Annotated in this window: 12 protein-coding genes; 9 read left to right on the top strand and 3 right to left on the bottom strand. The window is 64.1% G+C overall.

Annotated elements, in window-relative coordinates:
* Positions 1-2 precede the first annotated feature (2 nt).
* Positions 3-614: a VOC family protein gene (locus EPO50_RS09350; RefSeq protein ID WP_296343222.1), complete on the bottom strand. Its 612-nt coding sequence runs from the start codon at positions 612-614 to the stop codon at positions 3-5.
* A gap of 90 nt (positions 615-704) precedes the next feature.
* On the opposite strand from EPO50_RS09350, the gene EPO50_RS09345 reads away from it, so the two are divergent.
* Genes EPO50_RS09345 through EPO50_RS09310 form a run of 8 tightly spaced genes read left to right on the top strand, consistent with a single transcriptional unit; the run spans position 705 to position 8,118 of the window.
* Positions 705-1,334: a TetR/AcrR family transcriptional regulator gene (locus EPO50_RS09345; RefSeq protein WP_296343221.1), complete on the top strand. Its 630-nt coding sequence runs from the start codon at positions 705-707 to the stop codon at positions 1,332-1,334.
* Between the two features lie 2 nt (positions 1,335-1,336).
* Complete coding sequence (locus tag EPO50_RS09340; protein WP_296343219.1) at positions 1,337-2,338, top strand: HlyD family efflux transporter periplasmic adaptor subunit; 1,002 nt, start codon at positions 1,337-1,339, stop codon at positions 2,336-2,338.
* Positions 2,335-3,267 carry an ABC transporter ATP-binding protein gene (locus tag EPO50_RS09335; protein ID WP_296343217.1) on the top strand — a complete coding sequence of 311 codons (933 nt, stop codon included), beginning with the start codon at positions 2,335-2,337 and terminating at the stop codon, positions 3,265-3,267. The genes EPO50_RS09340 and EPO50_RS09335 overlap by 4 nt, the downstream gene beginning before the upstream one ends.
* Before the next feature lie 2 nt (positions 3,268-3,269).
* Positions 3,270-4,406, top strand: a complete 1,137-nt coding sequence (locus EPO50_RS09330) for an ABC transporter permease (RefSeq protein WP_296343216.1) — start codon at positions 3,270-3,272, stop codon at positions 4,404-4,406.
* 55 nt (positions 4,407-4,461) lie between these two features.
* Positions 4,462-5,376, top strand: coding sequence for a DMT family transporter (locus EPO50_RS09325; protein ID WP_296343214.1), 915 nt, complete (start codon positions 4,462-4,464; stop codon positions 5,374-5,376).
* Positions 5,373-6,143 (top strand): glucose 1-dehydrogenase, encoded by a 771-nt coding sequence (locus EPO50_RS09320; RefSeq protein WP_296343212.1) that lies wholly within the window; start codon positions 5,373-5,375, stop codon positions 6,141-6,143. The genes EPO50_RS09325 and EPO50_RS09320 overlap by 4 nt, the downstream gene beginning before the upstream one ends.
* A 9-nt stretch (positions 6,144-6,152) precedes the next feature.
* Entirely contained in the window at positions 6,153-6,947 is a 795-nt protein-coding gene (locus EPO50_RS09315; RefSeq protein WP_296343209.1) for an alpha/beta fold hydrolase, read from the top strand.
* A 4-nt stretch (positions 6,948-6,951) separates the two neighbouring features.
* Complete coding sequence (locus tag EPO50_RS09310; protein ID WP_296343208.1) at positions 6,952-8,118, top strand: acyl-CoA dehydrogenase family protein; 1,167 nt, start codon at positions 6,952-6,954, stop codon at positions 8,116-8,118.
* Here the strand turns inward: EPO50_RS09310 and EPO50_RS09305 are convergent.
* A complete protein-coding gene (locus EPO50_RS09305; RefSeq protein ID WP_296343206.1) occupies positions 8,112-9,224 on the bottom strand; it encodes an FUSC family protein in 1,113 nt (370 codons plus the stop codon). The two genes, EPO50_RS09310 and EPO50_RS09305, sit on opposite strands and share 7 nt — an antisense overlap.
* 111 nt (positions 9,225-9,335) lie before the next feature.
* On the opposite strand from EPO50_RS09305, the gene EPO50_RS09300 reads away from it, so the two are divergent.
* On the top strand, positions 9,336-9,719 hold the full coding sequence (locus EPO50_RS09300; RefSeq protein ID WP_296343204.1) for a hypothetical protein: 384 nt from the start codon (positions 9,336-9,338) through the stop codon (positions 9,717-9,719).
* A 22-nt stretch (positions 9,720-9,741) separates the two neighbouring features.
* Here the strand turns inward: EPO50_RS09300 and EPO50_RS09295 are convergent, their stop codons facing one another.
* The gene (locus EPO50_RS09295) at positions 9,742-12,306 is read right to left on the bottom strand and encodes an autotransporter domain-containing protein (RefSeq protein WP_296343202.1); all 2,565 of its coding nucleotides are present in this window, start codon (positions 12,304-12,306) and stop codon (positions 9,742-9,744) included.
* Positions 12,307-12,343 lie beyond the last annotated feature (37 nt).

Here is a 12,343-nt window from a genome sequence, read left to right as displayed (position 1 = left end):
ACTCAGTTTGGCTTGGGTGGCGATTGCGGCGCTGCCGGCGGCCCCTCGGGCATGGTGAGCAGCTCGCTTTCAGGTGCACCGGCCTCGTAGGCCTGAACCAGTGTCTCGGGGTCGAAGACAACGCCGATCGGATTCTTCTTGAACTCGGCCGTCTGGAAATAGGCCGCCGTCGCTTCCTTGGTCGCGTAGCGATCGACCTGCAATTCGACGCCATTGCCGTCGGGATCGCGGTAGTAGATCGACACGGTCGGACCGTGATGGATGCAGCGCGACGGTTCGATGCCGAGCGTCTTCACGCGGCGATAGGTCGAGAGCAGCGCCCCGATATCGGCCATGGTGTAGGCGACATGGGCGAGGCCGGATGTCTTCGCATCGGGTGCCGTGAGTCCGGCGAGGTTCACAATGCCGAGCCGGTGATGCTCGTCGTCGTAGGTCAGGAAGCAGATGTACTCGGTGCGCTGCACCACATGCATGTTCAGCACCGTCGAATACCAGTCGATCATCGGCTGGATGTTCGAAGAGCGCAGCACGAAGTGGGCGAACAGGACGGGGGTTGCCGGCTTGGGATCGAGCGTGCGGCAGGCACGCAGCGACGTTTCGAGCATTGTGTCCATGGGAGGTCCCTCCAAACGGCCAGTCTAGGCTGCCGCCTGCAGGATCGGCATCCTCTTGAAACTCAACTAACTGACTGGTAAGTTAGTTTTATGAAGCCGGTCAAACAGCGTCGCGCACCGGCCGAACGGCCGCAGGAAATACTGAACGCCGCCCTCGCCCAGTTTGTCGAAACGGGCTTCGCCGGCACGCGGCTGGACGACGTCGCCCGGCGCGCGGGCCTCAGCAAGGCGGCGATCTACCTCTACTTCGACGACAAGCTGTCCCTCTTCCAAGGTGTGATCCGGCAGGCCATCACCGCCAATCTGATGACGGTAGAGACGATGCTGGCCGCCCATCGTGGCCCCGTGGCCGACCTGCTGCCCCGCATCCTCGAATTTATGGCCGGCCGCATCGAGGACACGCCCATGGCCTCGATCGCCAAGCTGGTGATCGCCGAGTCCCGCGCCTTCCCCGAGATCGGCCAGTTCTACCTGAAGGAAGTGATCGGCCGCGGCCTGCCACTGCTCGAAGAGCTGATCGCACGCGGCATCAAGCAAGGTGAGTTCCGCAAGGTCGATCCGGCGATGACGGTGCGCTCGATGATGGGCGCCATGCTGCTGGCCGGCCTCTGGCGCACAGTGTTCGAGCCGATCGGCGCGGAGAAGCTCGATGTGCGAGCGCTGGCTCGCCATCACGCCGACCTGATGCTGCACGCGTTACGCCCCGCTCCGGAGGCCTGATCATGAAACGCGCGCCCTTCGTCGTCATCGCAGCACTCGTTGCTGCGGCGCTCGTCTCCTATGTTGTCTGGGGCGAGCGCATGCTTGCTTTCATCGGCCTCGGCTCCGACACATCGACGTATCTCGGCTATGTCGAAGGCGAGACCAGCCTGATCGCGCCCCCCATCGCCGGACGGCTGCTCGAACGGCCGGTCGATCGCGGCGGCCGCGTGAAGAAAGGCGATCGGCTGTTCGTGATCGATCCCGTGGTCGCCAAGGCCGAGGTCGCACGTGCCGAAGCAGCCCTCGCCGAAGCCAAGGCGCGCTACGAAAACATGCTGACCGGCAAGCGGCAGGAAGAGCAGGACGTCATCCGTGGCCAACGCCGTGAGGTCGAAGCGTCTCTGGCGCTGGCCGAGGTCGAGCTCAAGCGCCAGGCGCAGCTTCTCGAACGTGCCTACACGACACGCCAGGCCTATGACCAGGCCGATGCCCAGGTGCGCCAACTCCGCTCGCGCGCGGCGTCTCTCGCCGCGCAGGAAAAAGTCGGCGATCTCGCCGCGCGCCCCGACGAGATCGACGCCGCCAAGGCGCTGGTCGTCCAGAACCAGGCCAACGTCGACCAGGCGAGGAAGAAGCTCGACGACCTGATGCCCGTCGCGCCCGAAGACGCGCTGGTCGAAAACACCTTCTTCAACGTCGGCGAATGGGTGCCAGCCGGATCGCCTGTCGTCTCCCTGTTGCCCGACTTCCGGGTGAAGCTGCGCTTCTTCGTACCCGAAGAGGACGTGGCGCGGGCCCGCCCCGGCAACGAAGTGTCCTTTACCTGCGATTCCTGCCCATCCGGCCTCAAGGCGACAATCATCTATGTTTCACCGCGCGCCGAGTACACGCCGCCCGTCATCTATTCTCAGAGCGCCCGGACCAAGCTCGTGTTCCTGGTCGAAGCACGGCCCACCAAGCTGGCCACGCCCCTGCAGCCGGGTCTTCCCGTCGCCGTCGAACCGTTTGGAACCGCGCCATGACACGGGCGATCGACGTCCATGATCTGGTGAAGCGCTACGGCACGCGCACCGTCGTCGATCGCTTCAGTCTCGCCGTCGAACAGGGCCGCATCTGCGGCTTCCTCGGGCCGAACGGTTCAGGCAAGACCACGACCTTGCGCATGATCTGCGGCCTGCTGACCCCCGACGAAGGGGGTGGCACCTGTCTCGGTCATGACCTCGTGCACGACCGCGAGGCGATCAAGCGGCAGACCGGCTACATGACCCAGCGCTTCGGTCTCTACGAGGATCTCACCATTCGCGAGAATCTCGAGTTCGTCGGCCGCGTCTATGGGCTCGACCGGTTGAAAGCCCGTGTCGACCAATCGCTGGAACGACTGGGGCTGACGACACGCCAGGGCCAACTGGCTGGATCGCTCTCCGGCGGCTGGAAGCAACGCCTGGCCCTCGCGGCCTGCGTCCTGCACGAGCCCAAGCTGCTGCTGCTCGACGAACCGACCGCCGGCGTCGATCCCAAGGCACGCCGCGCGTTCTGGGACGAGATCCATACCTACGCGGCTGAAGGCATCACCGTGCTGGTGTCGACGCACTACATGGACGAAGCCGAGCGCTGTCACGAGATCGCTTACATCGCCTACGGCGAGCTGATGGCACGCGGCACCGCCGAGGACATCATCCGGCAATCCGGCCTCTTCGCATTCGTGGCGACCGGCCCGGGCGCGGATCGGCTTGCCCCAAAGTTGCGCGATGCGTCGGGCGTGAGCGCCGCGGCCGCGTTCGGCACGACGCTCCATGTCTGCGGTCCCGACCGAGCCGAACTCGAACGCGCCATAGAGCCCTTCCGTGGCGATCCCAACGTCGTCTGGCAGGAGGCTGAACCGACACTGGAGGACATTTTCATCCATCTCATGGGACGGGCGCACGACAACGCACCCGGCGTCGAGGCCTGACCATGTGGCGTGGTGCCTGGAAGCGGCTTGCCGCCATCATCGTGAAGGAGGTGCTCCAGCTCCGCCGCGACCGCCTCACCTTCGCGATGATGTTCGGCATGCCGATCATGCAGCTCCTGCTGTTCGGCTACGCGATCGACACCGACCCGCACCGTCTGCCGACCGCCGTCATCGCTGCCGACCAGAGCCAGATCACGCGCACCGTTCTCTCGGCGCTCTCCAACACCGGCTACATGAAATTCACACACCAGCCAAAAAGCGAGGACGAAGCGAGCGCGCTCCTGCAACAAGGTGATGTGCAGTTCGTCGTGACCATCCCCTCGGACTTCACGCGCCGGCTGATCCGTGGCGAGCGCGCGCAGATCCTGATCGACGCCGACGCAACCGATCCCTTAGCCACGGCCAACCCGCTGGCCGCTGCCGGGCGCGCGATCAATCAGGCATTGTCTGCCCACGACTTCGTCGGCCCGCTGAGTAGCCTGCGCAACAAGCCCGACGCGGTCGAACTGGTGGTGCAGCGCCGCTACAATCCCGAGGGCAAGTCGCGGCTCAACATCGTGCCCGGGCTGCTCGCCGTGATCCTCACCATGACCATGGTGATGATGACGGCACTCGCCGTCACCCGCGAGCGCGAGCGCGGCACCATGGAGAACCTGCTCGCCATGCCGGTGCGGCCACTTGAGGTCATGGTGGGCAAGATCGTGCCCTACATCGTGATCGGCTCGGTGCAGGTCGCCGTCATCCTGATCGTTTCACGCCTGCTCTTCGACGTAGCGATCGAAGGCAGCGTCACCCTTCTCTCGGTCGGAACGGCGCTGTTCATCACCGTGAACCTCGCCATCGGCTTTACCATCTCGACGCTGACGCAGAACCAGCTCCAGGCCATGCAGGCTTCGTTCTTCATGATGCTGCCGTCGATCCTGCTGTCGGGTTTCATGTTCCCCTTCCGCGGCATGCCGGTGTGGGCGCAATGGATCGGCGAGGCGCTGCCGGCCACCCACTTCATGCGGGTCGTGCGCGGCGTCATGTTGAAGGGTGCGAGCTTCGACGACATCGCGACCGCGCTTGCGGCTTTACTGGCGATGCTGCTGCTGGTCTCGATCCTGGCCATCAGCCGCTATCGGGTGACGCTGGACTGACCTGCAAAACCTGCGGGTTGACCGGCGTTCGTGGCGCAGGCAAGCCGGATGCCCCATGTCCGCCCCCGCCGTCGAAGCTCCCGACTCCCTGTCGCGGTTCATCCCATCGCGCACAGCCCGCGGCTTCGTCGTCGCCGTAATATCTGGCATCTTCTTCACCCTGCTCAACACCTCGGTAAAGGAGCTGGCGACCGAACTGCCGCCACTCCTCGTTTCGTGGGGGCGCTGGCTGGCCGGCGTCGTCGTGATCGCGCCCGTCATGCTGTGGTACGGCGGCATCGCGGGGATGGCGACGCGCGATTTCAAGCTGCACTGCTTTCGCGGCATGTTCCATACCTCCGGCTATGCCCTCTGGTACGAGGCCGTCGTCTGGCTGCCGCTGGCCACCATGGCGGCGTTGGGTTTCACCGGTCCGATCTTCGTCACGCTGGGCGCCGTGCTTTTCCTCGGGGAGAAGGTCCACGCACGGCGCTGGACGGCGGTTGCCATCGGCTTCCTCGGCATGCTGGTGATCGTGCGGCCAGGCCTCGCCGAGGCGAATGCCGGCATCTGGCTGATGCTCGGCGCAGTGCCGTTGATCGCCGGTTCCAATCTCGTCGCCAAAGCCGTGTCGGGCCGCGATCGACCGGCCCTCGTGGTCTTCTGGCAGACGATGATCGCCACCGTTTGTTTTGCCCCCTTCGGCCTCTGGTTCTGGCAGACGCCGACCCTGATGCAGCTCCTGCTGTTCCTGGCCGCCGGCTTCTTCGGCACCATGGGCTACTTCTTCATCACCTGGGCCTATCGCCTCCTCGACATTTCCGCCCTGCAACCCATCACCTTCCTAGGGATCGTCTGGGCCGCCTTGATGGACGTGGCGGTCTGGGGCAAGACCTCCGACGTCTGGACCTTCGTCGGCGCCGCGATCATCGTGGCCGCCACGACCTACATCGCTCATCGGGAAGCAGTTTCGGGAGGAAAGAAGAAATGACGGATCGTCTGGCCGGCAAAGTGGCCTTGATCACGGGTGGCGCATCGGGTCTCGGCGCCAACGCGGCGGCGCTGATGGTGCAGGAAGGCGCCAAGGTGGTAGTCGCCGATATCGCACAGGATCGCGGCAAGGCAATGGCCGACAAGCTGGGTTCTTCGGGCCATTTCGTGAAGCTCGACGTCACCAGCGAGGACAATTGGAAGGCCGCGATCAAAGAAACGGTCGACAAGTTCGGCGCGCTGCACGTGCTGCTGAACTCCGCCGGCATCGGCCTCAGCAAGACCGTCGAGGAGATCGAACTCGCGGAGTGGCGCAAGGTCCACGCCATCGACCTCGACGGTGTGTTCCTCGGCTGCAAACACGGCGTTTCCGAGATCAAGAAGCACACCAGCCGCCTGGGCGGCTCGGTAATCAACATCTCGTCGATCTCCGGCATCATCGCCGGCGCCAACATGGCGGCCTACAACTCGGCCAAAGCCGGCGTGCGCCTCCTCAGCAAGTCGGTGGCGCTGCACTGCGCCAAGTCAGGCTACAACATCCGCTGCAACTCGGTGCATCCCACCTTCATCGACACACCGATCCTCGACAAGTATCGCGACCGCTTCGGCCAGGACCTGATGCAGCAGAAGCTCGGCAAGCAGGTCCCGATCGGCCGCCTCGGCCGGCCCGAGGAAGTGGGCTGGGCGCTCGTCTTCCTCGCCTCCGACGAATCGAGCTTCATGACCGGCTCGGAAGTCGTGATCGACGGCGGCATCTCGGCGATGTGAGGGAAGGCCATGCTCTTCTCCCATAACAGCCACAAGATCTACTTCGACCTCGCCGGGCCGCAGAACGCGCCGGTGGTCTGCTTCACCCATTCGCTGTCGGCCGATGGCGGCATGTGGAACGAGCAGCTCGTGCCGCTGCTGGCCGCCGGTTATCGCGTGCTGCGGCTGGACATGCGCGGCCACGGCGGCAGCCAGCCGGTCGACGGCGACTACACGATGGACGCGCTGGCGGCCGACGTGAAAGGCGCCCTCGATTTCCTGGGCATCGCCAAGGTGCATTACATCGGCCTGTCGATCGGCGGCATGATCGGCCAGGGTTTTGCGCTGGCCTATCCCGACCGGTTGAAGTCGTTGATGCTCTGCGACACGCACCCCTCCTCGCCCGACGACTCGGCTGGCCTGTGGGATCAGCGCAAGGCGGCCGTCCGCAAGGGTGGTACGGCGCTGTTAGCCGACGGCAATATGGAACGCTGGTTCACGGCCGAGTTCAAAGGAACGAACCCGCAGCGCTGGAAGGAAATCCATTCGACGATCTGCGGCACATCGAGCCCTGGCTTCCTGGGCTGCGCTGCGGCGATCCAGAATTTCGACTATCTGGACCGGCTCGCCACCATCAAGACGCCGACCCTCGTCGTATGTGGCGACGACGACCAGGCGACGCCGCCGGACCGCAACAGGCTGATCGCCTCCAAGATCCCGGGGGCGCGCTACGAAGACATCGCCAAGGCGCGCCACCTGCCGAATGTCGAGCGGCCGGAACAGTTCAATCCGATCATGATGCAATGGCTAGGACTCAACAGGTAACACCATGGAATTCGCCTTCACTGAAGACCAGCTCGCCATCAAGGACAGCGTGGCCAAGCTCTGTGCCCAGTTCGACGACAAGTACTGGCTGAAGAAGGACAAGGACGGCGGCTTCCCCAACGACTTCTACAAGGCGATGGCGGACGCTGGCTGGCTGGGCATCGCCATGCCGGAGGAATATGGCGGCGCCGGTCTCGGCATCACCGAAGCAGCGCTGGTCATGCAGACGGTGGCGGAGTCCGGTGCCGCCCTCCAGGGCGCGTCGGCAATCCATCTCAACATCTTCGGGCCGAACCCGATCGTGGTGTTCGGCACGGAAGAGCAGAAGAAGCGCATCCTGCCGGATATCATCGCAGGCAAGGTCAAGGGCTGCTTCGCTGTCACCGAGCCCGACGCCGGCCTCAACACCACTGCACTCGATACCAAGGCCGAGCGCGACGGCAACGGCTACATCGTGCACGGAAAGAAGACCTTCACGACGACCGCCTCGGTCGCCGACAAGATGCTCCTGATCGCGCGCACCACGCCCAAGGAGAAGTGCAAGAAGCCGACGGACGGGCTGTCGCTCTTCTACACCGATCTCGACCGCTCCAAGGTCGAGATCACCGAGATCGACAAAATGGGCCGCAAGGCGATCGACACCAACCAGGTGTTCATCGACGGACTGAAGGTGCCGCTCGAGGATCGCATTGGCGAGGAGGGCAAGGGCTTCCACTACCTCCTGCACGGGCTGAACCCCGAACGCGTGCTGATCGCTTCGGAGGCGATCGGCATCGGCAAGGCCGCCCTCGCCCGCGCCACGCAGTACGCCAAGGAGCGTGTCGTGTTCGGCCGACCCATCGGCAAGAACCAGGCGATCCAGCATCCTCTGGCCGAGAGCTGGATGACGCTCGAAGCCGCCAACCTGATGGCCTTCAAGGCCGCCTGGCTCTACGACAACGGCAAGGAATGCGGCGCCGAGGCGAACTCGGCCAAGTATCTCGGGGCGCGTGCGGCCTACGACGCCTGCGAACGGGCGATCCTGACGCATGGCGGCTACGGCTACGCCAAGGAGTTCCACGTCGAGCGCTTCCTGCGCGAAGTGATGATCGCGCGGATCGCGCCGGTGAGCGAACAGCTCATCCTCTGCTATGTCGCGGAGCGCGTGCTGGGCCTGCCCAAGAGCTACTGAGCGCGAGCCGAGCGCTCGATCTCGCGGCCGAGCTGGCGCAGGTTCTGCCGCAACTGTTCGAGCGCGAAGCTCAGCGCGAAGAAGCGGCCGACCATGTCGTCGGACAGGCCGCGCGTCAGCCCTTCGCCGCGCTGTGCCGCAATCTCGGCGGCGGCGGCAACGAATGCCGCCTCCAGGCGATCGGCGGAGGGAGGCAGACGGCGGGCCAGCAGCTCGATGCCCGCTGCCCTCAAATATTCACCGCCTGCGCGACCGACCTCGACAAGTTTGGGCGTGAGCCGCGACTGTAGCGGCTCGGGCAAGGATTCACCGCGCACGATACGGCGGAGCGTGATCACGTCATGGCGCAAGCGCGCCAGCGTCTGGCGCAACGGGCGAACATCGGGTTCGGCGGAGAGTCCGGCGGAGCGCTCATGCTCGCCCTCAGTGGCGCTCACAGTCAGGTCGCCGAGAGCCTGACCGATGCGGTCATAGAGCTGCCGTAACTCTTCGGCCTCCACATCGGCCATTGGTCCCGGCAGCAGGCGCGCGAGCACCTTGGCCAGGAGATCGAGCACGCGGGCCGCTTCCTGACGGGCCAACCGGTGGCCGCCTGCCGGGAGAACGAGGAAGGACACCAGGAACCCCACGATCACACCCAGCGATACTTCGAGCACGCGATAGACCGCGGTGTCGAAGGGGCCGCTGGTATGGGCGATGGCCGGCATCAGCACGATGATGATCGACGCGACCGGTACGGCGTTGAGATTGCGCTTGAGTGCAGCCAGCAAGGCCAGAGGTGCTACGGCCAGGAACAGAACCAGGAGGAGTGACCATTCACTTTGATGCGGAATCAGGATGGCCAGCGCACCGCCATAGATCGTGCCGGCAACCGTGCTCAGCATGTAATCGATCGAAGCCTTGAGGGACCGACCAACGCTCATCTGCGTCACGATCAGTGCCGTCAGCACCGTCCAGAGCGGCAGCGGGAGATCGAGGGCCTGGGCCAGGATGAGGCTCAGGATCGCCGCCAGGGTCATCCGCAAGGTGAGCGCCAGTTGCACGCGATAGGCACGGGTGCGCGCACGCAACCAGCGTCGAAGGACCTCAAGGCGGGACAAAATCATTCCCGACAAGGAACCATGCCGTGAATGCGGCGGAAAGTGGACAAGGGCAACCGTCCCCTTGCCGACGCGTTCCTTAGGTACCACTTTCAATTCATCAGCGTGGAGGAGTCCATGACTCGTACCCACCATTGGGCCGCTCTCGCCCTCGGCACCACACTTCTCGTTGCCGTCGCAGCTTCTATCGTTCCGTCAGCGCCGCCGGCATCGGCCCAAAGCCAGGCTGATCGTATTTGCTTGGGACAAGGCATCGGGTCCTCGTCAGCCGGTTATGAATATTGCCTGTCGCAGGCCACACGTGCACTCGAGTGGGGCAAGCCGGAACTGGCCTACTCGCTGGCGCGCATGACAGCCGACTCGCGCGACGCCTGCATGGAGTATGGGCTGGCGCCGACCACGACAGACTACCGGGCGTGTCTGGAGCGCGAAACTTATGCTCGCAGCCTGGTCATCTTCAGCGACGAACCACAGTACGAGCACCAGATCGCGAACCCGTAACGCGACTGGCGCCTCGCATCGATCAGAACTTGATGCTGAGGTTTCCGCGGACGGATTGGTCGAGCGTGCCGGAACCGAACTGTCCGCCATAGGAGATCCCTAAGGTGGCGTTGGGTGCGAGACGGAAATCGAATCCTGCTTCGATGACAGCGGCATCCTGTGCGATCGGAACACCCAACACGTTGAATGGTCCACCACCGGCGAAAGCAAAGGTCGCGGCGGGAGTCGTGCCACCAAAAGCATGCCGCCAACCGGCGCTCGCCTTCGCCACCGCATTGACATTGCCCAGCGTGAAATCAGTCGAGGCCCGCATCCCGAGAGTGGTGAAGGTGGCATTCGCGACCGATCCCCAGCTCGACAAGGCGGCGGCGCCACCCGTCTCGCTGAAGCCATCAGTCCGAAGGCTCACATAGCCCACGTTGGCAAAAGGCTCGAAGGAGGCCCAACCCATCTCCAGACCGTAACCCAACTCACCGAACACCTGGGTAGTACCAGCGGTGTAGTTGCCCTTGGTTGTGTCAGTGAAGCCAGGGAAGGCAATCGAACGGCTGGTCGAGAGCGTATGCCATGTCTGGGCAACGCCCAGGCGAAGGGCGAGATCGCCCCATTGTGTCCCACCATAGAAGCCAAGATGGAAGTTATCGCTGGTGCCGGAAGAGTTGCGGTCACTGACCTGAAAGCTCGACCGGCTGTAACCGACAAGGAGGCCGACACGTCCCCGATCCTCGATTACGGGAATGTCGGCGCCCAGGAAGAAGCCGCCCGTGTCGCGCCACAGCGTGGCAGCATTGCCGTCGCTGTTCCATCGGCCCCAGGAGCCAAAGGCTCGTGTCCAGAACGTCACGCGATCCATGGTCGCGCATGATGTCGCCGCCTCACATTCAGCCTGGGCCACGGTCGGCGCCATTGCCGTCCCCGGACTGCCGGAAGCGCTGCGCAGACGGCCGAACGCGGCATCGCGCAAGAACTGGCTGTCGGAGATCAGGACGCTTTTGATCGAGGCGTGGACCTCTCCCGAAAGCTGATCGAAAGCTACACGAGCCGCTGCGTCGCTCGGGAGGTTGAGGATGGCAGTGGAAAGCGCCCCCGACGCCGGCAACGTTCCGAGACCGGCCGCTGTATTGAGCTGGTTCGCGGTCTGGGCTGCTGCCGTCAAGGAACGGGTCTGCAGGACGTCGACATAGACGTTGTTGTTATCGTAGGCGGCGGCGAATCCCAGGAACGCCGAGATCTGTGTGTCGCCGGTGAGTGTGTACGTCCCGGATATATTGGTAGCGGCCGTGACCACGGTGTAGCGCGTGCCGGCGACGTAGGGTCCGCTGTCCGCCTTGGCGATCTGAAGCATCGAGCCATTGAGAAACTGCGCGATGCCGCCCACGACGAGCCGGTCGCTCACACCGCTCGAAGCGAGGTCGACCTGATAGATCGAGCCTGGCGCTTGACCGTAATGGTTGGTCACCGTCAGCGTGCCGATCGAGCCGTTGCCCGGCGCAACCGTGCCCCCGATCTTAGGCTCGAGATAGCCCACCGTCCCGGTGCCGCCGAGAACGCCGCCCGTCACGAACGTCGTCCCGAGCAACGTACCGTTGACGATGAGCTGGCCGCCACTCACGTTTGTCAGACCGGAAAAGCCGGCGGAACTCCCGGTCAGGATCGTCGTGCCAGCCATCTGATCGATGCGGCCCTGGCCGATGAAAAGAGGAGAGAAAGAGTAAGCGGCACTCGTATGGTTGAAGACGATCGTGCCGTCGCCATCGCCGAACTTGATCGCAGTTACGGTCACAGTGCCCGGCGCGACCGGAGCGTCGCCTGCCGCCGCGCCGAAGTTAAGCGTCGCCACCGAGGTTGCTTTCTCCGCGAGGATGATCCCAAGCGGGGCCGATATCGTGCCGCCATTGCGGATCGTCACCGTGGCGTTGCCGAAATCACCAAACTTGAAACCTTGCGAGTTGTGCCAACGTGACCCGATGCCGTCTACCGTCAAAATACCCTCGGCATCGGGATTCAGGCCGAGCCTTGCGCCCGCGCTGATCACGACGCCGCCGTTACTGATCAGAAGCCTGCCATTGCCGCTGCGGCCGACCTCGATTTCCTGGACATTGTTCCAGGCGGATCCGACACCATCGACGACAACACTGCCGCTGGAGGTACTTTGATCGGCGATATTCGTATAGTTGGTTATCAGTTTGCCGCCATTCCAAACGAGGACCGAACCGCCACCGGCCATGCCGACATAAAAGGCACTATCGACCTTCCAGGAGGCGGCATCGACCGTCACGATGCCGGCCGTGGCGCCCTCCTGCCCGATGTAACCGTTTGCGCTGACGAGCGAACCACCGTTGCGAATGGTCAGCATGCCGAGCGAGCCTGCCGTATGACCCACCGTGACGGCGCCTGTCACCGATGCCGCGCCACCATCGATGACGGTATTCGGGCCAGTTTTGTCGATCCAGGCATTGTCGGCCGGCACGCCAGCCGGATTCCAGTTTCCGGCCTTGAACCAGTCGTTGTCGATGGCCCCCGTCCAGAGGCTCTGCGCCGATGCCGACGTTGCCGTGGCTGCCAAGGCGAACGCCGATATGGCCATCGGCACCGTGCTTCTGCGAGATTTCCAACGAGTGACC

This window comes from Reyranella sp. (genome assembly GCF_004297405.1).
Classification (GTDB): domain Bacteria; phylum Pseudomonadota; class Alphaproteobacteria; order Reyranellales; family Reyranellaceae; genus Reyranella.
Note: the sequence above shows the minus strand (reverse complement) of the source record. Positions and strands in the feature narration are given on the sequence as shown.

Bases quoted from the DNA above. Each gene is read 5' to 3' on its own strand.
- EPO50_RS09330 (WP_296343216.1), top strand. From the start codon at position 3,270: ATGTGGCGTGGTGCCTGGAAGCGGCTTGCCGCCATCATCGTGAAGGAG.
- EPO50_RS09340 (WP_296343219.1), top strand. From the start codon at position 1,337: ATGAAACGCGCGCCCTTCGTCGTCATCGCAGCACTCGTTGCTGCGGCG.
- EPO50_RS09315 (WP_296343209.1), top strand. From the start codon at position 6,153: ATGCTCTTCTCCCATAACAGCCACAAGATCTACTTCGACCTCGCCGGG.
- EPO50_RS09295 (WP_296343202.1), bottom strand. From the start codon at position 12,306: ATGGCCATATCGGCGTTCGCCTTGGCAGCCACGGCAACGTCGGCATCG.
- EPO50_RS09300 (WP_296343204.1), top strand. From the start codon at position 9,336: ATGACTCGTACCCACCATTGGGCCGCTCTCGCCCTCGGCACCACACTT.
- EPO50_RS09350 (WP_296343222.1), bottom strand. From the start codon at position 614: ATGGACACAATGCTCGAAACGTCGCTGCGTGCCTGCCGCACGCTCGAT.
- EPO50_RS09320 (WP_296343212.1), top strand. From the start codon at position 5,373: ATGACGGATCGTCTGGCCGGCAAAGTGGCCTTGATCACGGGTGGCGCA.
- EPO50_RS09305 (WP_296343206.1), bottom strand. From the start codon at position 9,224: ATGATTTTGTCCCGCCTTGAGGTCCTTCGACGCTGGTTGCGTGCGCGC.
- EPO50_RS09310 (WP_296343208.1), top strand. From the start codon at position 6,952: ATGGAATTCGCCTTCACTGAAGACCAGCTCGCCATCAAGGACAGCGTG.
- EPO50_RS09345 (WP_296343221.1), top strand. From the start codon at position 705: ATGAAGCCGGTCAAACAGCGTCGCGCACCGGCCGAACGGCCGCAGGAA.
- EPO50_RS09325 (WP_296343214.1), top strand. From the start codon at position 4,462: ATGTCCGCCCCCGCCGTCGAAGCTCCCGACTCCCTGTCGCGGTTCATC.
- EPO50_RS09335 (WP_296343217.1), top strand. From the start codon at position 2,335: ATGACACGGGCGATCGACGTCCATGATCTGGTGAAGCGCTACGGCACG.